Origin of the sequence: Pantoea sp. Cy-639, assembly GCF_011752525.1 — a bacterium.
Lineage (GTDB): Bacteria > Pseudomonadota > Gammaproteobacteria > Pseudomonadales > Pseudomonadaceae > Aquipseudomonas.
Genome location: NZ_VWXI01000024.1, coordinates 1 through 21,641 on the forward strand (window position 1 = coordinate 1; position 21,641 = coordinate 21,641).

The window sequence follows — 21,641 nt, forward strand, 5'->3', positions numbered from 1 at the left end:
AAGCATTCGAGGCGATTGCCTGGTACCACTGCGACCACCTCGGCACGCCGATGGAACTCACCGATGAGCAAGGCAACATCGCTTGGGCCGGCCAGTACAAGGCGTGGGGCGAAGTCCGCGAGGAGCGCTCGGCATGGGCCAAACAGCAGGGCCTGAACAACCCGATTCGCTTCCAGGGTCAATACTACGATCACGAGACGGGGCTGCACTACAACCGCTATCGTTACTATGATCCAAGCGTCGGGCGGTTCGTGTCACATGATCCAATCGGTTTGCTTGGCGGGCTGAACCTACATCAATTTGCACCCAACCCTACTAGATGGGTTGACCCTCTTGGGCTGAAGAAGAAATCATGTCAAACCAAGAAGAACTCAACAGAACCAGCACTGCCGCCTAAAGTGATTGCATCTGAGAACGGAATGCGGCTTGAGCATTATGTGAGAAGTGGTGACCACGCTCCTGCTCACTTCCATTTGCGCGGCGGGGGCGGTGTAAATATTCAAGTTGGGCAAAATGGGAAGCCCATTAACCGCGACATTCAACTAACGGCTGCCCAGCAAGGATTTATTGATAGAAACAAACCTATTCTGAGGCGTAGCGTAGATAAAATTCAGCGCTGGAACAGGTACCAAAATTCACCTAATGACTGCTCGTGCTGCGACTAATCTGAACGCAAAGAAATCAAGGAACACATCATGAAAGAAGTTTGGGTTTTTAACGGGACAGAAGGGCGATTCCCATCTGCAGTGTTTTTGGAACTAGGTGATGCAGAGGAGTGGATAAAAAACAATGGCCTGAGCGGTGTGCTCACCAAATATCCTGTTGGTATTTCCGTGTACGACTGGGCAGTAGAAAACGGTCACTTTCGTATAAAAAATGAGAAAGAAAAATCTTCTACTTTCATACAGAAGTTTTCGTCCGCAGCTCAAGAGCACTTCCATTTCGAAAACGGTAGTTCAGAGTAACTACTAGGGAAACTCCGAGCAAGTTGCTCAGCCATCCGCGATAAACTAGGCGCTGACTCACCTGAGTCAGGTTTTCAGCTGTCAATGGCGTCGAAACCGGGCTTCAGCTCGGTTTCCCCTCGCTACAGACGCACCTCTCCTGCAGTGGTAAGTAATTGCCTACAGCGGGAGAGGTGCGCCCGTGAGGGCAGAAAACCAAGACTATGCCTTGGTTTTCCAATAATCAGCGGCTGAAAATCGGGGTTTCGGCATCTCCAAGCAGTCCATTTCCGGCTGGTGGGTAACTTGTCCGGAGAATCCTTAGGGAGCAGCACTCTCCTCTCGCCACCCGCCCCCCAGCGCCGCGATCAGCTGCACGCTGGCCAGCAACCGCCCCTGCAGCAAGGTCAGCACGCTGCGTTCGTTGCTCAGCGCAGTGGTCTGCACATTGACCACATCCAGGTAGCCGATCAACCCGGCCTTGTACTGGTTCTCGGTCAGGCGCAGCGATTCGCGCGCCGCCTCCAGCGCCTCCTGGCGCACCACCGCTTCATCGCCATACACCTTGAGCTGCGCCAGGTAGTTCTCCACCTCCTTGAAGCCGTCCAGCACGGTCTGCCGGTACTGCGCCACGGTCTGGTCGTACACCGCCACGGTCCGGTCCACCTCGGCGCTGCGCTTGCCGGCGTCGAACAGGTTCAGGGCCAGCTGCGGCCCCACCGACCAGTAGCGGTTGGGCAGCTCGATCCAGTTGCTGAAACTGCTGCTGGAATAGCCACCGCTCATGTTCAGCGTCAGGTCAGGAAAGTACGCCGCACGGGCCACGCCGATATTGGCGTTGGCGGCCATCACCTTGCGCTCGGCCGCGGCGATGTCGGGGCGGCGCTCCAGCAGTTGCGAAGGCAGCGCCATGGGCACCTGCGGCAACGCCGGGATGGCCTGGCTCTCGGCCAGGGAAAACGTTGCGGGGGCCTTGCCCATCAGCACGGCGATGGCGTTCTCGTACTGCGCCCGCTGCCAGGCCAGGTCGATCAGGTCGGCCTGGGTGCTCTTGAGCTGGGTGCGTGCCTGGGCCACTGCGTCAGGGCCGGAGACGCCGGCGCGGTACTGGTTCTCGTTCATCTTCAGCGAGCGCTCATAGGCCGCCACGGTGGCCTCGAGCAGGCGCTTCTGGGCATCGACCACGCGCAATTGCAGGTAGTTCTGCACCAGCTCCGACTGCTGGCTCAGACGGATCGCCGCCATGTCGGCGAGGCTGGCCTGGGTGCTGGCCTCATTGGCGTTCAGCGTCTCGCGCAGCTTGCCCCACAGGTCGATCTCCCAGCTCACGCCGAGCTGGGCGTTGTAGGTGTCACGGATGCCGCTGCTGTTGCTCGCCAGGCTCGAGCTGGAACTGCCGGTACCCTGCGCCGAGCGCTGCTTGCTGGTGGTCAGGTCCAGGCTCGGGAACAACGAGCCGCGGCTGCTGCGCACCAGGGCCTGGGCCTGGCGGTACTGGGCTTCGTATTGCGCGACGGTCTGGTTGCCGCGGTTGAGCTCCTCGACCAGGCTGTCGAGCTGCGCGTCGCCGTAGATTTCCCACCAGGCACCACGGGCGATGGCGTCCGCCGGCTGGGCCTGGGTCCAGCCCTCGGCCTGCTTGAACTGCGCCGGAGTGCTCAACTCCGGACGGTGATAGTCCGGGCTCAGGGTACAGGCGCTGAGCATCGCCACGCACAATCCGGCGCTGGCCAGGCGAGAGCCGCGCCCCCGGGTCAGCAACTGCAGGGCGCGGTGGAGTCGGGTCTGGGCAAAGTTCATAGCGGGGTATCCAGGGCAGCGTCGGTGCGCACGCCGCGCCAGCGGTTGAAGCGGTGGCGCAGGCGGTCGAGGTACAGGTAGACCACCGGAGTGGTGTACAGCGTGAGGATCTGGCTGAAGACCAGGCCACCGATGATGGTCAGGCCCAGCGGCTGGCGCATTTCCGCGCCCTCGGCGCGGCTGAGCAGCAGCGGCAGCGCGCCGAGGATCGCGGCCAGGGTGGTCATCAGGATCGGCCGCAGGCGCAGCAGGCAGGCGCGGCGGATCGATTCCTCGGGCGAGAGGCCCTCGTTGCGCTCCAGTTGCAGGGCCAGGTCGATCATCAGGATGGCGTTCTTCTTCACCACGCCGATCAGCAGGAACAACCCGAGCAGCGAGATCAGGCTGAACTGGCCGCCGGTCAGGTACAGCGCCAGCAAGGCGCCGACGCCGGCCGAGGGCAGCGTGGAAAGGATGGTCAGCGGATGGATGTAGCTCTCGTAGAGGATGCCCAGCACCAGGTACACCAGCACCAGGGCACCGAGGATCATCAACGGCTGGCCCTGGGTGGTCTTGCTGAAGGCATCGGCGGTACCGCCCAGGCGGGCGATCACCGATTCCGGCAGGCCCAGCTTGGCCACCGCGCGCTCCAGCGCGGCCATGGCCTGGTCGGGGCTGTAGCCCTCGGCGACATCGAAGGCGATGTCCTCGGAGGCAAACTGCCCTTCGTGGCTGACCCGGTCCTTGGCCAGGCTGTTCTCGTAGCGGGCGAAACTCGACAGCGGCACCCGCGCGCCATCGGCGGTGATCACCTGCACCTGTTCGAGGGTGCTGGGGTCCCAGGCGTACTTGGGGTTGATCTCCAGCACCACCTGGTACTGGTTGAGGCTGTCGTAGATGGTCGAGATCTGGCGCTGGCTGTAGGCGTTGTTGAGCACCGCGGTGACCATGTTCATGTCGATCCCCAGGCGCTTGGCCTGGTCACGATCGACCACCAGGGTCACCTGCTGGGTGCCGCCGCCGTCGCGAGCGTCGATGGCAGTCAGCTCAGGCAGCTTGCGCAGCTCGGCGGCGACCTTCGGGAACCATTCGCGCAGGGCCGCCAGGTCGCCGCTCTGCAAGGTGTACAGGTATTGCGAGGTAGTCTGGTCGCGGCCGCCGCCGCCCAACTGCAGGTCCTGGTCGGCCATCAGGTACAGGCGTCCGCCCGGTACCTTGGGCAGTTCCTTGCGCAGGCGATCGATGACCTTCTGCGCATCCTCCCGGCGCTCGCCGATCGGTTTCAGGCGCACCAGCACGAAGGCGTTGTTGGTGCCGCTGTTGCCACCGATGAAACCGGCCACGCTCTCCACCGCCGGGTCCGCCAGCAGGGCCCGGCGGTAGGTTTCCATCTTCGGCTGCATGACGCCGAACGACAGGCCATCGTCGCCGCGAATGAAGCCCTGCAGCTGGCCCGTGTCCTGCTGCGGCATCAGGGTCTTGGGCACCACCACGTACAGGACGACATTGAGCACGATGGTGGCCAGCAGGCTGAGCAGGGTCAGGCGCCGATGACGCAAGGCCCAGCCCAGGCTGCGGTCATAGCCGGCGACCATGCGCTGGTGCACGCGGTCGCTCCAGCGTTGCAGCCGGGTCTGCTGCTGCGGCCCGTGAACCTTCAGCCAGCGCGAGCAGAGCATCGGCGTGAGCGTCAGCGATACCACCAGCGAGACCAGGATCGCCGCCGCCAGGGTGATCGAGAACTCCTTGAACAGGCTGCGCACGATTCCGCCCATGAACAGGATCGAGACGAACACCGCCACCAGCGAGACGTTCATCGACAACAGGGTGAAACCGACCTCCTGCGCCCCCTTGTAGGCGGCCCGCAGCGGATTCTCGCCGTTCTCGATATGCCGCGAGATGTTCTCCAGCACCACGATGGCGTCGTCCACCACCAGGCCGGTGGCCAGGATCAGCGCCATCAGCGACAGGTTGTTCAGCGAGAACCCGCACAGGTACATGACCGCGAAGGTGCCCACCAGCGATACCGGTACGGCCAGGCTGGGGATCAGCGAGGCGCGCAGGTTGCCGAGGAACAGGTAGACCACCAGGATCACCAGCACCACGGCGATCAACAGGGTGTGCTCGGCCTCCTTGAGGGTGGCCTTGATCACTGGCGAGCGGTCCATCGCCACATTGAGCTGGACGCTGGCCGGCAGTAGCGACTGCAGGGCCGGCAGTTCGGCCTTGATCTGCTCGACGGTCTGGATGATGTTGGCGCCGGACTGGCGGTTGACCACCAGCAGCACCGCGCTCTGGTCATTGAAGAAGCCACTGTTGTAGCGGTTCTCCACGCCGTCGCTGACCTTGGCCACGTCCGACAGGCGCAGGATCGCGCCGTTCTGCTGGCGGATCACGATGGGCCTGTAGTCGGCGGCTTTCTCCAGCTGGTCGTTGGCGCGCACCTGCCAGTTGCGTTCGGCGTCCTCGACGAAGCCCATGGGCCGGCGCTGGTTGGCGTTGGCCACCGCGCTACGCACATCGTCCAGGGCCAGGCCGTACTGGTTGAGCAATTGCGGCTCCAGTTCGATGCGCACGGCCGGCAGCGAGCTGCCGCCGATCTGCACTTCCCCTACCCCGCTGACCTGGGACAGGCTCTGCGACAGGATGGTGTCGGCCAGGTCGTACAACTGGCCCTTGGACAGCACGTCGGAGGTCAGCGACAGCACCATGATCGGCGCCTGGGATGGGTTGATCTTCTTGTAGGTAGGCATGCTGCGCATGCCGCTGGGCAGCAGGTTGCGGGTGGCGTTGATCGCCGCCTGCACCTCGCGCGCGGCGCCGTCGATGTCGCGCCCCAGGTCGAAGCCGATGATCACCCGGGTCGAGCCCTGGTTGGAGCTGCTGGTCAGGGTGGTCACCCCGGCGATCGCCCCCAGCTTGCGCTCCAGTGGCGTGGCCACGGTGGAGGCCATGACCTCGGGGCTGGCCCCCGGCAGGTTGGCCGAGACCACGATCACCGGGAAATCCATCTGCGGCAGTGGCGAGACCGGCAACAGGCCGAAGCTCACCCCGCCCAGCAACATGATCGCCAGGCTCAGCAGCATGGTCGCCACTGGCCGGCGGATGAACGGTCCGGACAGGTTCATGCGTCGGCCTGCCGGGCTTCAGCCGCCGGCCGCCAGCGTCGCGCCAGGCGGTCGAAGTACAGGTAGATCACCGGCGTGGTGAACAGCGTCAGCACCTGGCTGACCAGCAGTCCGCCGACCATCACCAGGCCCAGCGGCTGACGCAGCTCGGCACCGGATCCGGTGGCCAGCATCAGCGGCACGGCACCGAACAGCGCCGCCAGGGTGGTCATCAGGATCGGCCGGAAACGCAGCAGCGCCGCCTGGTAGATCGCGTCGCGCGGGCTCATGCCCTGGTGGCGCTCGGCCTCGAGGGCGAAGTCGATCATCATGATCGCGTTCTTCTTGACGATGCCGATCAGCAGGATGATGCCGATGATCGCGATCATGCCCAAGTCGTTGCCGCTGAGCAGCAGCGCCAGCAAGGCCCCCACCGCCGCCGAGGGCAGCGTCGAGAGGATGGTCACCGGGTGGATGTAGCTCTCGTACAGCACGCCCAGCACGATGTACATGGTCACCACCGCGGCAAGGATCAGCAGCAAGGTGCTCGACAACGAGGCCTGGAACGCCTCGGCGGCGCCCTGGAAGCGGGTCTGCACGCCGATCGGCATGCCGATGTCCTGCTGCACCTGCTCGATCACCTTCACCGCCTCGCCCAGCGAGGCGCCGTGGCCCAGGTTGAACGACAGGGTCACCGCCGGGAACTGGCCCAGGTGCGAGATGGCCAGCTGAGCCTGGCGCTGCTCGATGCGCGCCAGCGCCGACAGGCGCACCTGGCCGCCGTCGGCGGCCTTGACGTGGATCGACTCGAGCCCCTGCGGACCGAGGCTGGCGGCAGCCTGGGCCTGCAGCACCACGCGGTACTGGCTGGCCTGGGTGTAGATGGTCGAGATCTGCCGCTGGCCAAAGGCGTCGTACAGCGCGTTGGTGATCTGCGAGACGTTGATGCCCAGGCGGCTGGCCATGTCGCGGTCGATCACCAGGTACACCTGCAGGCCCTTGTCCTGCAGGTCACTGGCCACATCCTGCAGCTCGGGACGCTGTTGCAGGGCATGGACCAGCTTGCCGGTCCATTCGCCGAGCATGTCGGCGTCGGGCGAACTGAGGCTGAACTGGTACTGGGTGCGACTGACCCGGTCCTCGATGCTCAGGTCCTGCACCGGCTGCATGAACAGACGGATTCCCACCAGGCGGTCGAGCTGCGGCTGCAGGCGCTCGATCACCTGCGCGGCGGTGACGTCGCGCTCGCCGTGGGGCTTGAGGTTGATCAGCAGGCGGCCGCTGTTGAGGGTGGCGTTGTCGCCATCCACGCCGATGTAGGACGACAGGCTCTGTACCGCCGGGTCCTGCAGGATGACCTCGGCCAGGGACTGCTGGCGCGTGCTCATGGCCGCGAACGAGGTGGCCTGCGGCGCTTCGGAGATGCCCTGGATCACGCCGGTGTCCTGCACCGGGAAGAAGCCCTTGGGCACGACCAGGTAGAGCAGCACGGTGAGCCCCAGGGTGGCCACGGCCACCAGCAGGGTCAGCGGCTGGTGCTTGAGCACCCAGGTCAGGGCGCTGCCGTAGTGACGGATCAGCCAGTCGATCCAGGCGCCGCTGGCGCGGTAGAAACGCCCCTGCTCCGCTTCCTCCGGCTCGCGCTTGAGCAGCCGCGCGCACATCATCGGCGTCAGCGTCAGCGACACCACCAGCGAAATCAGGATGGCCACCGCCAGGGTGATGGCGAACTCGCGGAACAGGCGACCGACCACATCGGCCATGAACAGCAGCGGGATCAGCACCGCGATCAGCGAGAAGGTCAGCGAGATCAGGGTGAAGCCGATCTGCCGGGCGCCCTTGAGCGCCGCCTGCAACGGCGTCTCGCCCTCCTCGATGTGTCGGGAGATGTTCTCCAGCATGACGATGGCGTCGTCGACCACGAAGCCGGTGGCGATGGTCAGGGCCATCAGCGTGAGGTTGTTGACCGAGAAGCCGGCCAGGTACATCACGCCGAAGGTACCGATCAGCGACAGCGGCACGGCGATCGACGGGATGATCGTGGCGCTGAAACGGCGCAGGAAGACGAAGGTGACCATCACCACCAGGGCGATGGCGAACAACAGCTCGTGCTGCACATCGCGCACCGCGGCACGGATGGTCTGGGTACGGTCGGTGAGCACGCTGACATCCAGGCCGGCCGGCAGGTTGTCGGTGATCGACGGCAGCAACTCCTTGATCCGGTCGACCACGTCGATGACGTTGGCCCCAGGCTGGCGCTGGATGTTCAGCAGCACCGCTTCGCTCTGGTTGGCCCAGGCGGCCAGGCGCTCGTTCTCGGCGCCGTCGACGATCTCGGCGACATCGCTCAGGCGCAACGGCGCGCCATTGTTGTACTTGAGGATGAGGTTGGCGTATTCGTCGGGCGAGCGCAGCTGGTCGTTGGCGTCGAGCATCGACACCCGGGTGGGGCCATCGAAGTTGCCCTTGGGCTGGTTGACGTTGGAGGCGCCGATCAAGGTGCGCACGTCATCCAGGTTCAGGCCGTTGGCAGCCAGGGCATCGACGTTGACCTTGATCCGCACCGCCTGGCGCTGGCCGCCGGCGATGCTGACCATGCCGACGCCGCTGATCTGGGCGATCTTCTGTGCCACCCGGGTGTCGACCAGGTCGTTGAGCTTGGGCAGCGGCAAGGTCTTCGACGAGATGGCCAAGGTCAGCACCGGAGTGTCGGCCGGGTTGACCTTGTTGTACACCGGTGGCGCCGGCAGGTCGCTGGGCAACAGGTTGCTGGCGGCATTGATCGCGGCCTGCACCTGCTGCTCGGCGACATCCATGTTCATGTCCAGACTGAAACGCAAGGTCAGCACCGAGGCACCGCCGGAGCTGGTCGAAGCCATCTGCTCGAGGCCCGGCATCTGGCCGAACTGGCGCTCCAGCGGCGCGGTGACCGCGCTGGTCATCACCTGTGGGCTGGCGCCGGGGTACAGGGTCATGACCCGGATGGTCGGATAGTCGACCTGGGGCAAGGCCGCCACCGGCAGCATCGTGTAGGCGATCAGGCCGGCCAGGACGATGGCCAGCATGCTCAGCGTGGTGGCGACCGGGCGCAGGATGAACAGGCGTGAAAGGTTCATGCGCCCGCCTTGCCGCTCGACTCACCGACCTGCGCCGAGCCCTTGGCGTCCTGCCCCTGCAGGTGCTGGCCCGGGGTGGTGGGCACTTGCGAGCTGTCTTCGACCACATCGACCTTGGTGCCCTCGCGCAGGCGGTCGGTGCCCTCGAGCACCAGGCGGTCGCCGGCGGCCAGGCCGTCGAGGATCACGCTGTGCTCGCCATCGCTGGATCCGACCTTGAGCTTGCGGATGCTGACCGTGCTGTCCTGGTTGACCACATAGGCGAACGTGCCGTCGTTGCCGAACTGGATCGCCGCGGCCGGGGCCAGCACCACCTGCTTGAGGGTGTCGGCGAGCAGGCGCACGTTGACGAACTGGTTGGGGAACAGGCTGCCGTCCTTGTTCTGGAACAGGCCCTTGAACTTGAGGGTGCCGGTGGTGGTGTCGATCTGGTTGTCGAGGCTGCCCAGCACGCCAGTGGCCTGCAGCGCCTGGTCGCCACGGTCCCAGGCCTCGACCGGCAGCGCCACGCCGCTGCGATAGCGTGCCAGCACGATATCGAGCTGGGTTTCCGGGAGGGTGAAGACGACATTGATCGGTTCGGTCTGGGTGATCACCACCAGCGCGGTGGTGTCGTTGGCCGCCACCAGGTTGCCCAGGTCGAGCTGGCGCAGGCCGACGCGGCCGCCGATGGGCGCGCGGATCTGGGTGAACTCGAGGTTAAGGCGGGCGTCGTTGACCTGTGCCTGGTTGGTCTTGACCAGGCCCAGGAACTGCCCCACCTGCGCCTCGGCGGTGTCGAGGGTCTGCTTGGCGATGCTGTCCTCGGCGTAGAGCCCCTTGTAGCGGGCCAGGTCGACCTGGGCGTTCTTCAGCTGCGCCTGGTTCTGCGCCAGGGTGCCTTCGGCCTGTTGCAGGGCGATCCGGTACGGGCGCGGGTCGATTTCGGCGAGCAGGTCACCGGCCTTGACCTGCTGGCCCTCCTTGAAGTTGATCTTGACCAGCTCGCCGGCGACTCGGCTGCGCACATTGACCGTGTTGGTCGCGGTGACGGTGCCCAAGGCCTTGTAGTAAAGCGGGAAGTCGCCGATGCGCACCGGTTCGACCCGCACCGGTACTGGGTCGGCGGAGGCGCCGAAACCCGGGCGCCCGCCCATGCCCATGCCCGCGCCGCGGCCCGGACGGCCACCGATCGCTTCCTTGTGGGTCGATGGCGCAGGCCACTGCCACCAGGCCAGGGCGGCCACCAGCAGCAGGACCAGCAGGCCGATCAGCCAGCGATGAAGAGAACGGGATTTGGAGGCTTGCATGGGTTGAACGAACCTTGTTCAGAGAAAGACGGCGTGCGGAGCGTGAACGATAAGCACTGGTATCGTTTTAGCAAAGGAGCTTTACCAGTGCTTTACCTTCGGCTGACAGGGGTAAAACGATGAACTTTAAATGAAAACGGCCTGGAATGGGTTCCAGGCCGTTTCCAGGTGTGACGCCATCGCCGGCAAGCCGGCGCTGGGCTTCACACAGGTGTTACTTCAGTACCGCCAGCGCCGCGTCGTAGTTCGGCTCGTTGGCGATCTCGGCGACCAGCTCGCTGTGCAGCACCTTGTCGTGCTCGTCCAACACCACCACGGCGCGCGCGGCCAGACCGGCCAGCGGGCCGTCGGCGATGGCTACGCCGTAGTGCTCCAGGAACTCGCGGCCACGCAGGGTGGACAGGTTCTTCACGTTATCCAGGCCTTCGGCGCCGCAGAAGCGCGCCTGGGCGAACGGCAGGTCGGCGGAAATGCACAGCACCACGGTGTTGGCCAGATCATTGGCCTGGGCGTTGAACTTGCGTACCGAAGTGGCGCAGGTCGGGGTGTCGACGCTTGGGAAGATGTTCAGCACCTTGCGCTTGCCGGCAAAGTCCTTGAGCGACTTGTCGGACAGGTCGCCAGCGACCAGGGAAAAGGCAGGAGCCGCGGCGCCGGCCTTCGGCAGTTCGCCCTTGACCTGAACCGGGTCGCCTTTGAGAGTCACTTGAGCCATGGCTGGATCCTTATGCGGGGTTTGAAAAGGACCCAGAGTTAAGCATGAAGCCGCGCGAGTGCCTATGGGTGAAGATGAAATTGTCCTACGTTCAGGCAATTCCTGTAGACAAACGCCCGGGTGACTCACGTCGACCCGGGCGTTTTTCTTACGCGATGGCGGCAGATCAGGCCAGCAGGCCGTACACCACCGAGGTCAGCGCCACCAGGCCGACCACCACCACGAACACGTTGGACAGTGCGCCACTGTACTTGCGCATCGACGGCACGCGACGGATCGCGTACATCGGCATCAGGAACAGCAGCACCGCGATGATCGGCCCGCCGAGGGACTCGATCATGCCGAGGATGCTCGGGTTGAGGGTGGCGACGATCCAGCACACCACCAGCATCAGTGCGGCGACCACGCGGTCCAGGGTCTTGGCGCCCGGGCGCAGGCCAGTCTTGACGATCATGCCCTTGAGGCCTTCGCTGGCGCCGATGTAGTGGCCCAGGAACGACTTGGCGATGGCGATGAAGGCGATCAGCGGCGCGGCGAAGGCGATGGCCGGCTGCTCGAAGTGGTTGGCCAGGTACGACAGGATCGACAGGTTCTGCGCCTTGGCCTCGGCCAACTGGGCGCTGTCCAGGGTGAGCACGCAACTGAACACGAAGAACAGCACCATGGCCACCATCAGCAGGTGGGCGCGGGCGAGGATCTGGCCGCTGCGCTGGTCGGCGTGCTCGCCGTAGCGGCGCTTCTGGTCGACGGCAAAGGCCGAGATGATCGGCGAATGGTTGAACGAGAACACCATCACCGGAATCGCCAGCCACACGGTGTGCAGGAAGGCCGAGCCGGACGGCACCTGGGTGGCGGTGTCGAGGATGCCGCCGGTCCAGTGCGGCACCAGGTACAGCGCCAGCAGCGCCAGAGCGACGATGAACGGATAGACCAGCAAGCTCATGACCTTGACCGTGGCCTGCTCGCCGCAGCGCACGATGCCCAGCAGGCCGAGGATCAGCACGAACGACAGGATCGCCCGTGGCGGCGGAGTCATGTGCAGCTGGTGCTCCATGAAGCTGCTGACCGTGTTGGTCAAGGCCACGCTATAGATGAGCAGGATGGGGAAGATGGCGAAGAAGTACAGCACGGTGATCAGCGCACCGGCGGTGATGCCGAAATGCTCCTCGACCACTTCGGTGATGTCGCCGCCCTTGCTGCCGGAGAGCACGAAACGGGTCAGCCCGCGGTGGGCGAAGTAGGTCATGGGGAAGGCCAGCGCCGCGAGGATCAGCAGCGGCCAGAAGCCGCCGAGGCCGGCGTTGATCGGCAGGAACAGGGTTCCGGCGCCGATGGCCGTGCCGAACAGGCCCAGCATCCAGGTGGTGTCTTGACGCGACCAACTGCCGAGGGTGGCGGGGGTCGATTCTGCAAAGCGCTGTTCAACGCTTGGGGCCTGCTCATTCATCCGGGTGAAGCTCCACTCGCAAGACTGCAACAGGCTGAGAATGGCGAACTAGACGTTTCGCCCAACTCAACCGGGGAAGAGGGGCGCGATTGTGCATGCAAAGGTTGCACTTGGGGAAGCCCCGCCCGAGGGACGGTTGCACTTGTCTGTACAAGAAAAGGTATTTATTGCCGTCAGAATGATCGCGGGGCAAGCCCGCCCCCACGCCAACCCGGTTTCAGGCGTGGGAACGGGCTTGCCCCGCGATCGACTCAAACCGGGCCTGGCAGCCTCAGCCTTTTTGCACCGCCGCGAATGCCTCGGCTACCTGGCGCAGGTTGGCCGGACGCAGCCCGGACATGCACATGCGGCCGCTGTCGATCAGGTACACGCCGAACTCGTCACGCAGACGACGCACCTGCTCGACGCTGAAGCCGGTGTAGCTGAACATGCCGCGCTGACGCAGGAAGAACTGGAAATCCTGGCCCGGCAGCAGCTCGCCGAGCAGGTCGACCAGGCCCTGACGCATCTCGAGGATACGCTTGCGCATCACCTCGACCTCCGCCGCCCACTGGGCATTGAGCGCGGCATCGCCGAGCACGCCGGCCACCAGCTGGGCGCCGAACGCGGGCGGGCTGGAGTAGTTGCGGCGCACGGTAGCCTTGAGCTGGCCGAGCACGCTGACGGCGGTGGCGGCATCATCACAGACCACCGACAGGCCCCCTACTCGCTCGCCGTACAGCGAGAAGATCTTCGAGAACGAGTTGCTGACCAGGCACGGCACGCCGGCACGGGCCATTTCGCGGATGGCGTAGGCATCTTCCACCAGGCCTTCACCGAAGCCCTGGTAGGCGATGTCGAGGAACGGGATCAACTGGCGCGCCTTGACCACCTCGACCACCTGCTGCCACTGCTTCTGGTCGAGGTCGGCGCCGGTGGGGTTGTGGCAGCACGGGTGCAGCAGGACGATGCTGTTGGCCGGTAGGGTCTGCAGGGTGGCGAGCATGCCGGCGAAATCGACGCCGCGGCTGTCCTGGTCGAAGTACGGGTAGCTGTGCACCTTAAAGCCCGCGCCTTCGAAAATCGCCCGGTGGTTATCCCAGGTCGGGTTGCTGACCCAGACTTCGGAGCCCGGGAAATAGCGTTTGAGGAAGTCGGCGCCGACTTTCAGCGCGCCCGAGCCGCCGACGGTCTGTACCGTCGCCACGCGCCCGGCGCTGACGGCCGGGTGGTCGGTGCCGAACAGCAGCGCCTGGATCGCCTGGCGGTAGGCGGCAAGGCCTTCCATCGGCAGGTACAGCGAGGCTTCGTGGGGCTGGCCGGCCAGGCGCTTTTCGATTTCGCCCACCGCCGCCAGTTGCGGCACCACGCCGGCTTCGTCGTAGTACAGGCCGATACTCAGGTTGACCTTCTCGGCGCGCGGGTCGGCCTTGAAGGTTTCCATCAGCGAGAGGATCGGGTCGCCGGCATAGGCATCGACATGTTTGAACACAGCGTGCAGCTCCTTGGTACGAGTGGGTCGCAAAAAAGATGGCCACGAGCATACCCCCTGCAAGCTCGGGTTACATCCCCTGCTCGGCAATCGTCGCGGGCAGCGGTGCAATGAGCCGAAGTCAACGCACTCAAGGGGTGGATGAGGCAGGCATCAGCCTGGTGCTGCAGTCGGGGTTGAGCGGTGTTGGGGGCTGGGCGCTTGACAGAAGTTTTTCGGCGCCTGTCAGACCGAGCGCCGCCCGCGCGGCGCATCGCGGGCTTTCGCCCGCTCCCACATTTGTTTCGGGCCAGTCTCTCCTGTGGCATTGCCTGGCCCGCCTTGTTGGCATGACGCGGTTTCAGCGTGGGCGCTGCTGGCGCTTCGCCTGACTTGAGACATGCACCCAGGCGGACAGCGGTACCTTCACAGGACTGCATCGCCCGAAACAGATGTGGGAGTGGGCGAGAGCCCGCGATGCGCCGCGCGGGCGGCGCTCGATCTCAAGAGCGCTACAACTCTCCCGGCGGACTCATGGCAGCCCTCACGCATCGCGGGCTCTCGCCCACTCCCACATTTGTTTCGGGCCAGTCTCTCCTGTGGCATTGCCTGGCCCGCCTTGTTGGCATGACGCGGTTTCAGCGTGGGCGCTGCTGGCGCTTCGCCTGGCTTGAGACATGCACCCAGGCGTACAGCGCTACCCTCACAGGACTGCATCGCCCGAAACAGATGTGGGAGTGGGCGAAGCCCGCGATGCGCCGCGCGGGCGGCGCTCGATCTCAAGAGCGCTACAACTCTCCCGGCGGACCCATGGCAGCCCTCACGCATCGCGGGCTTTCGCCCGCTCCCACATTTGTTTCGGGCCAGTCTCTCCTGTGGCATTGCCTGGCCCGCCTTGTTGGCATGACGCGGTTTCAGCGCGGGCGCTGCTGGCGCTTCGCCTGACTTGAGGCATGCGCCAAGGCGTACAGCGGTGCCCTTACAGGACTGCATCGCCCGAAACAGATGTGGGAGTGGGCGAAAGCCCGCGATGCGCCGCGCGGGCGGCGCTCGATCTCAAGAGCGCTACAACTCCCCCGGCGAACCCATGGCTGCCCTCATGCATCCCCCAACACCACAGTGGCCATGACCGAGCACCAACTCAACCCGCCAGTTCCCGCAACCCGGCCAGTTCCTGCTCGGTCAGCGCCACCCCGTCACGCCCGGCCACCTCCCGCTCGCGATACCGCCGCTCACCCGGCATCCGGGTCAACCCCACGGCCTGCATCTGCTCCACCAGCTCGCGGCTACGCTCGGCAAACCGCCCGCCCTCGGCCTGGCTCGGGTCAATGACGATGATCAACTGCCCGGTCCACGGCGTCTTCGCCCCCGGATGTCCTGACCAGTCGAACTCCCAGGAAAAATGCCCCCCCGTCAACGCCGCCGCCAACAACTCGACCATCATCGACAACGCTGAGCCCTTGTGCCCACCGAACGGCAGCAAGGCGCCGCCTTCGAGTATCGCCTTGGGATCGGTGGTCGGTTGCCCGGCAGCATCCACGCCCATGCCCTCGGCCAGGCGCTCGCCAGCCCGTGCGGCGATCTGCACGTCGCCATGGGCCATGGCGCTGGTGGCCATGTCGAAGACGATCGGGTCATGCCCGGCGCAGGGCGCGGCAAAGGCGATGGGGTTGGTGCCGAACAGCGGCTTGCGCGCGCCATGGGGCACCACGCAGGTCATGCTGTTGACCACGCTCAGGGCCACCAGGCCTTCGTTGGCAAACGGCTCGACGTCCGGCCACAACGCGGCGAAGTGGTGCGAGTTGTGGATCGCCAGCACGGCGATACCGGCGCTGCGCGCCTTGTCCACCACCAGGGCCCGGGCCGCCGCCAGGGCCGGCTGGGCGAAGCCGCCACGCGCGTCCACCCGTACATGGCCCGCCGCCACATCGGTCACCGCGGGCACCGCCTGGCCATCGACCCAGCCACTGGCCAGGGTCGAGACATAACCCGGGATACGGAACACACCATGGCTATGGGCGCCATCGCGCTGGGCACTGGCGCAGTTGTGGGCCAGCACGGCGGCAACCGCCGCGCTGCAGCCATGGCGCTGGAGGATCGCCTGCAACAACGCCTGCAGTTCGGCAAACGGCACGCGCACGGCAAGGCCGGGGGTAGGTGCGGACATCTGGAGCTCCTTTGTAGGTATTGGATTCGCTTCAGCGCAACGCCCAGACTTTCCCGTGAATGACAGCTATCTGTCAAATATTGACTTGATGACAGAAAACGGCCATTTTCTTCTCCACGCCAGAAATCAGCCGGAGCCGCACATGAGCCAATCGATCAAGCAACGCCTGGAGGCCAGCCTGCACAGCGCAGCCGCTTCCGGCCGCAAGATCGCCAGCTACATGCTCGCCAACCTCCACGAACTGCCGTTCCAGACCTCCGCGAGCATCGCCGCCAAGCTCGATGTCAGCGAATCCAGTGTCGGCCGTTTCTGCCGCGCACTCGGCTACGCCCACCTCAAGGCGCTCAAGCAGGACCTGCAGAGCGACCTCGGCGAAGGCCCTTGGCTGGTCGGCGACCGCCTGCAGGAGTTCCGCCAGGCCAGTGCCCCGTCCGACACCGACGGCTGCCTTGAGAAAGAGATCGCCGCCCTGGTGCGGGTGCACGAGTACAGCCGCGGCGAGGCCTGGCACCGGGTCGCCCGGCGCCTGGCCGACACCCCCCGGGTATTCATCGCCGGCTTCCAGACCGAACGTGGCATCGCCCTGTGCATGAGCCACCTGCTGCAGTACCTGCGCGACGGCGTGCAGCAGGTCGACGGCAGCGCCGGGCACTTCGGCGAGGTGCTGCTGGCACCGCCGCACGACTGCACCCTGGTGGTCTTCGAAGCCCGCCGCTATTCGCGTCATGCCTTGCAGCTGTGCCAGAAGGCGCGCGAGCGGGGCATCGCGGTGACCCTGGTCACCGACACCTTCTGCGACTGGGCCGATGCCAATGCCGACGAGGTGTTCCGCATCCCCACCGAGTTCAACCTGTTCTGGGAATCCACCGCGACGATGCTGTCGTGGGTCCACCTGATGGTCAACGAGGTCTGCAAGAAGCTCGGACCGGATGTTGAAAGACGCCTGGAAGCAACTGCCGCTCTCCATAACGAGTTCGTCGGCTACACCTCGTGGCCGATGGGCAAACAACAACAAGCAAGCGTGTAGGAACAGAGGTGCGAGATGAACAGAACCATGGCTGTGGTGGGTGCGTGCGCCCTGCTGCTGGCGGCTAGCGCCAGCGCCGAGACCCTGCGGTTTGCCACCGAGGGCGCCTATCCGCCCTTCAACTACGTCGATGCCGACAACACGTTGCACGGCTTCGACATCGACATCACCCATGCCCTGTGCGAACAGATGAAGGTCGAGTGCACCCTGGTCGCCCAGGACTGGGAAGGCATCATCCCGGCGCTGATGGCGCGCAAGTACGACGCCGTGGTGGCATCGATGATCGACACCCCCGAGCGCCGCCGCAAGATCGCCTTCACCGACCACTACTACCGCACCCCACTGACCGTGGCGGTGGCCCGCGACAGCAAGATCGACGACGCGCAGACCGACTTCAAGGGCTACACCGTCGGCGCGCAGTCCTCCTCGACCCAGGCGATCTACGCCGAGGATGTCTATGGCAAGGCCGGCGCCGAGGTGAAGCTGTACCCGACCATGGACGAGGCCAACGCCGACCTGGCCGCCGGGCGCCTGGACGGGGTGATCGCCGACAAGTTCCCGCTGCACGAATGGCTGAACAAGAACGGCCAGGACTGCTGCCGGATCCTCGGCGACGTCGAGGGCACCAAGGCCGACGCGGCGATTGCCGTGCGCAAGGACGACGAGGCCCTGCGTACCCGGCTGAACGCGGCGCTGGCGGCGATCGTCGCCAACGGCACGTACCAGAAGATCGCGAGCAAGTACTTCGCCTTCGACATCTACCAGTAATCGTGCCGGAGCGGGCTTGCCCCGCTCCCGTCGGGTCGCATGTATCCCGGGGGTTCCCCATGCTCGATCAACTCTCCCTGCTGTCCTTCGCCAGCGGCGGCTGGGGCCAGGCCCTGCTGGCCGGCGCGCTGGTCACCGTGTCGCTGGCCCTGGCCTGCCTGCCCATCGGCCTGCCGCTGGGGCTGCTGGTGGCCATGGCCGCCCGCTCGCGCAAACGCCTACCACGGGCCTGGGCGACCACCTTTTCCACGGTGTTCCGTGGCCTGCCCGAGTTGCTCACCCTGCTGATCATCTACTACGGCTGCCAGATCGCCGCGCAGAAGCTGCTCGCCGCGCTCGGCTACCCAGGCGAGGTGCTGATCAACACCTTCCTCGCCGCCATGCTGGCCTTCAGCCTGGTGTTCGCCGCGTTCTCCAGCGAAATCTGGCTGATGGCCTTCAAGACCCTGCCCAAGGGCCAGGTCGAGGCCTGCGCGGCCCTGGGCCTTGGGCCGCGCACGGCATTCTTCAAGGTGTTGCTGCCGCAACTGGCCCGTATCGCCCTGCCCGGCCTGTCGAACAACTGGCTGAGCCTGCTCAAGGACACCTCGCTGGTGTCGACCATCTCGCTGATCGACCTGATGCGCCAGACCAACCTGGCGGTCAGCGTGACCAAGGAACCGATGTTCTTCTACGGCGTCGCGTGCCTGGCCTACCTGCTGTTCTCGGCGCTTTCGGGCAGGGTCTTCGCCCTGCTCGAGCGGCGCAGCAACCGCCACCTGCAAGGAGCCCGCCCATGACGCTCGAGCAACTGCTGGCCTACGTGCTCGACCCTGACCTGCTGGAGCGCTACGGCGCGCGGTTCGTCGACGGCCTGCTGGTGACCGCCAAGCTGGTGGCGATCTCCTTCACCCTCGGCGCGCTGCTGGGCATGCTCCTGGCCCTGGCGCGGATGTCGCGCAGCCGCGTGCTGCAACGCCTGGCCGCCGGCTACGTGTATTTCTTCCGCGGCTCGCCGCTGCTGGCCCAACTGTTCCTGTTGTACTACGGGCTCGGCTCGCTCAAGGACCTGTGGCAGGACCTGGGGCTGTGGTGGTTCTTCCGCGAGGCCTGGTACTGCGCCCTGCTCGCCTTCACCCTGAACACCGCCGCCTACCAGGCGGAGATCTTCCGCGCCAGCCTGCTGGCCATCGCCCCCGGCCAGTACGAAGCCGCCCATGCCCTCAACCTCAAGCGCTCGACCACCTTCTTCAAGGTGATCCTGCCGCAGTCGCTGCTGGTGGCCATCGGCCCGCTGGGCAACGAGTTGATCATGATGATCAAGGCCAGCGCCATCGCCTCGCTGGTGACGATCTACGACCTGATGGGGGTGACCAAGCTGGCCTTCTCGCGCAGCTTCGACTTCCAGATCTACCTGTGGGCGGCAGTGCTCTACCTGCTGATCGTCGAGCTCGTGCGGCGCACCCTGAAACACCTGGAAGCCCGCCTGGGCCGCCACCTGAACTGATCGAAGGAACCGCTCCATGGATTGCCAGACCATCGTCCTGGGCGCCGGCATCGTCGGCGTCAGTACCGCATTGCACCTGCAGGCCCGCGGCCGCCAGGTGATCCTGATCGATCGCGACGAGCCGGGCAGCGGCACCAGCCACGGCAACGCCGGGCTGATCGAACGCTCCAGCGTGATCCCCTATGCCTTCCCGCGCCAGTTCGGCGCCCTGCTGCGCTACGGCCTGAACCGCCAGCCCGATGTGCGCTACAGCCTGCTGCACCTGCCCAAGGCCGCCCCGTGGCTGCTGCGCTACTGGCAGCAATCCGCGCCCGGGCGCCTGGCCAAGGCGGCGGCCGACATGCTGCCGCTGGTGCAGCGCAGCGTCGAGGAGCACGACGCGCTGATCGAGGCCGCCGGCCTGCAGGACCTGATACAGGCCAAGGGCTGGATCGAGGTGTACCGCGACAGCGTCCTGTTCGAACAGGCCAGGCAAGATGTACTGGCCCTGGCCCGCTACGGCCTGCACTACGAAATCCTCGATCGCGGCCAGTTGCAGGCCCGCGAGCAGCAGCTGGACGGCGGCGTGGTCGGTGGCATCCACTGGCTCGACCCGAAAACCGTGAAGGACCCGGGCGGCCTGACCCGTGGCTACGCCGCGCTGTTCGTCCGACGCGGCGGGCAGTTCCTCCACGGCGATGCCCGCAGCTTGCGTCAGGTCGACGGCCGCTGGCAGGTCGACAGCCAGCGCGGGGCGGTGACCGGCAACGAAGTGGTGGCCTGCCTCGGCCCACAGTCGGGCGAACTGTTCGAAGCGCTGGGCTACCGCTTCCCCCTGGGCATCAAGCGCGGCTACCACATGCACTACGCCACCCGCGACGGCGCCCGGCTGAGCCACTCGGTGTGCGACACCCAGGGCGGCTACGTACTGGCGCCGATGGCCCTCGGCGTGCGCCTGACCACTGGGATCGAGTTCGCCGCCAGCAATGCCGCCGCCAACGAGATCCAGTTGCGCCGCTGCGAGGCGCTGGCCCGCCAGCTGTTCCCGGCCCTCGGCGAGCGCCTGGACGACCGGCCCTGGCTCGGCCGGCGCCCCTGCCTGCCCGACATGCGCCCGGTGATCGGCCCGGCGCCACGCCATCGCAACCTGTGGTTCAACTTCGGCCACGCCCACCACGGCCTCACCCTGGGCCCGGTCAGCGGCCGCCTGCTGGCGGAGCTGCTCACCGGCCAGCGGCCCTTCACCGACCCGACGCCCTACAGCGCCACACGCTTCGACTGAACCTTGAGCGGGAGAACAACAATGATGTCCGCAGCTTCCAGTCTTGCCAGCCTTGTCGATCCACATACCGTCGCCGACACCCGCCCCGAGCTGATCCGCATCGAGGGCCTGAACAAGCACTACGGCGCCTTCCATGTGCTGCACGATATCCACCTGTCGGTGCGCGAAGGCGAACGCATCGTGCTCTGCGGGCCCTCGGGCTCGGGCAAGTCGACGCTGATCCGCTGCATCAACCGCCTGGAAATCGCCGAGCAAGGCAGCATCCAGGTGGCCGGCACCGACCTGGCCGGCAACAGCCGCCAGGCCGCCCAGGTGCGCAGCGAGATCGGCATGGTGTTCCAGCACTTCAACCTGTTCCCGCACATGAGCGTGCTCGACAACTGCCTGCTGGCGCCCACCAGCGTGCGCGGCCTGTCGCGCAAGGACGCCGAGGAGCGCGCGCGCATGTACCTGAGCAAGGTGGGCATCGAGAACCAGGCGCACAAGTACCCCGGCCAGCTCTCCGGTGGCCAGCAGCAGCGCGTGGCGATCGCCCGGGCACTGTGCATGAAACCGCGGATCATGCTGTTCGACGAACCGACCTCGGCCCTGGATCCGGAGATGGTCGCCGAAGTGCTGGACGTGCTGGTGCAACTGGCCGGCACCGGCATGACCATGCTCTGCGTCACCCACGAGATGGGCTTCGCCCGCCAGGTGGCCGAGCGGGTGCTGTTCCTCGAAGGCGGGCAGATCATCGAGGACAGCCCGCCACAGGTATTCTTCGGCCAGCCGCGCAGCGCACGGGCGCAGGCGTTCCTGAGACAGATCCTCCACTAGCGCACCGACAACCCACTGTTCAGTGCTGGCGTGGGAGCGGACTTGACCCGCAACAGGTGCCAGGGCTTGTATCCAGGGCGGCCTCTCACGAGGCTTTGCCCCTGGCCCCCCATGGAGCACCCGTGCGACAAAGCCACACCTAGCCATCATCATGCTACTATCGCCGCGCAACCCTGGACGCACCCCGTTTCGACAAGGAAAGCCGCGCGTGAACACTCCTGCGACCGTTCTGGTCAGCCCTAGCCCTGCCCGTCCCGCCCCCCAGCCTG

Annotated in this window: 16 protein-coding genes; 8 read left to right on the top strand and 8 right to left on the bottom strand. The window is 65.7% G+C overall.

Annotated elements, in window-relative coordinates:
- On the top strand, positions 1-665 hold a 665-nt coding region (locus F3J43_RS23885; protein WP_205298038.1), incomplete at its 5' end, for an RHS repeat domain-containing protein.
- Between the two features lie 30 nt (positions 666-695).
- Positions 696-965, top strand: a complete 270-nt coding sequence (locus F3J43_RS22220; RefSeq protein WP_166892202.1) for a DUF7710 domain-containing protein — start codon at positions 696-698, stop codon at positions 963-965.
- Between the two features lie 300 nt (positions 966-1,265).
- On the opposite strand, the gene F3J43_RS22225 is transcribed toward F3J43_RS22220, so the two are convergent.
- The 8 genes from F3J43_RS22225 to F3J43_RS22260 all read right to left on the bottom strand — a co-directional run bounded on the left by F3J43_RS22225 (position 1,266) and on the right by F3J43_RS22260 (position 16,014).
- Positions 1,266-2,744, bottom strand: coding sequence for an efflux transporter outer membrane subunit (locus F3J43_RS22225; protein ID WP_166892205.1), 1,479 nt, complete (start codon positions 2,742-2,744; stop codon positions 1,266-1,268).
- Positions 2,741-5,851: a multidrug efflux RND transporter permease subunit gene (locus F3J43_RS22230; protein WP_166892208.1), complete on the bottom strand. Its 3,111-nt coding sequence runs from the start codon at positions 5,849-5,851 to the stop codon at positions 2,741-2,743. The genes F3J43_RS22225 and F3J43_RS22230 overlap by 4 nt, the downstream gene beginning before the upstream one ends.
- Complete coding sequence (locus tag F3J43_RS22235; protein ID WP_166892211.1) at positions 5,848-8,946, bottom strand: MdtB/MuxB family multidrug efflux RND transporter permease subunit; 3,099 nt, start codon at positions 8,944-8,946, stop codon at positions 5,848-5,850. Before F3J43_RS22235 ends, F3J43_RS22230 begins: the two co-directional genes overlap by 4 nt.
- Positions 8,943-10,235 (bottom strand): MdtA/MuxA family multidrug efflux RND transporter periplasmic adaptor subunit, encoded by a 1,293-nt coding sequence (locus F3J43_RS22240; protein WP_166892214.1) that lies wholly within the window; start codon positions 10,233-10,235, stop codon positions 8,943-8,945. The genes F3J43_RS22235 and F3J43_RS22240 overlap by 4 nt, the downstream gene beginning before the upstream one ends.
- 214 nt (positions 10,236-10,449) lie before the next feature.
- Positions 10,450-10,950 carry a thiol peroxidase gene (gene tpx / locus F3J43_RS22245; RefSeq protein WP_166892217.1) on the bottom strand — a complete coding sequence of 167 codons (501 nt, stop codon included), beginning with the start codon at positions 10,948-10,950 and terminating at the stop codon, positions 10,450-10,452.
- Between the two features lie 166 nt (positions 10,951-11,116).
- Entirely contained in the window at positions 11,117-12,397 is a 1,281-nt protein-coding gene (locus F3J43_RS22250) for a serine/threonine transporter (RefSeq protein ID WP_166892220.1), read from the bottom strand.
- Positions 12,398-12,668: 271 nt separating this feature from the next.
- Positions 12,669-13,868 carry an amino acid aminotransferase gene (locus tag F3J43_RS22255; RefSeq protein WP_166892223.1) on the bottom strand — a complete coding sequence of 400 codons (1,200 nt, stop codon included), beginning with the start codon at positions 13,866-13,868 and terminating at the stop codon, positions 12,669-12,671.
- A gap of 1,120 nt (positions 13,869-14,988) precedes the next feature.
- Positions 14,989-16,014, bottom strand: coding sequence for an Ldh family oxidoreductase (locus F3J43_RS22260; protein ID WP_166892226.1), 1,026 nt, complete (start codon positions 16,012-16,014; stop codon positions 14,989-14,991).
- A gap of 142 nt (positions 16,015-16,156) precedes the next feature.
- On the opposite strand from F3J43_RS22260, the gene F3J43_RS22265 reads away from it, so the two are divergent.
- From F3J43_RS22265 to F3J43_RS22290, 6 genes are read left to right on the top strand one after another with little or no spacing between them, the layout of a single operon-like run.
- Positions 16,157-17,041 carry a MurR/RpiR family transcriptional regulator gene (locus tag F3J43_RS22265; protein WP_166892229.1) on the top strand — a complete coding sequence of 295 codons (885 nt, stop codon included), beginning with the start codon at positions 16,157-16,159 and terminating at the stop codon, positions 17,039-17,041.
- A 15-nt stretch (positions 17,042-17,056) separates the two neighbouring features.
- On the top strand, positions 17,057-17,809 hold the full coding sequence (locus F3J43_RS22270; protein ID WP_166892232.1) for a transporter substrate-binding domain-containing protein: 753 nt from the start codon (positions 17,057-17,059) through the stop codon (positions 17,807-17,809).
- A gap of 59 nt (positions 17,810-17,868) precedes the next feature.
- Positions 17,869-18,588: an ABC transporter permease gene (locus F3J43_RS22275; protein ID WP_166892235.1), complete on the top strand. Its 720-nt coding sequence runs from the start codon at positions 17,869-17,871 to the stop codon at positions 18,586-18,588.
- Positions 18,585-19,295 carry an ABC transporter permease gene (locus F3J43_RS22280; protein WP_166892238.1) on the top strand — a complete coding sequence of 237 codons (711 nt, stop codon included), beginning with the start codon at positions 18,585-18,587 and terminating at the stop codon, positions 19,293-19,295. The genes F3J43_RS22275 and F3J43_RS22280 overlap by 4 nt, the downstream gene beginning before the upstream one ends.
- A 16-nt stretch (positions 19,296-19,311) precedes the next feature.
- Complete coding sequence (locus F3J43_RS22285) at positions 19,312-20,556, top strand: FAD-dependent oxidoreductase (RefSeq protein WP_166892241.1); 1,245 nt, start codon at positions 19,312-19,314, stop codon at positions 20,554-20,556.
- 24 nt (positions 20,557-20,580) lie between these two features.
- Positions 20,581-21,372 carry an amino acid ABC transporter ATP-binding protein gene (locus F3J43_RS22290; RefSeq protein WP_286184948.1) on the top strand — a complete coding sequence of 264 codons (792 nt, stop codon included), beginning with the start codon at positions 20,581-20,583 and terminating at the stop codon, positions 21,370-21,372.
- The last annotated feature ends 269 nt before the right edge of the window (positions 21,373-21,641 follow it).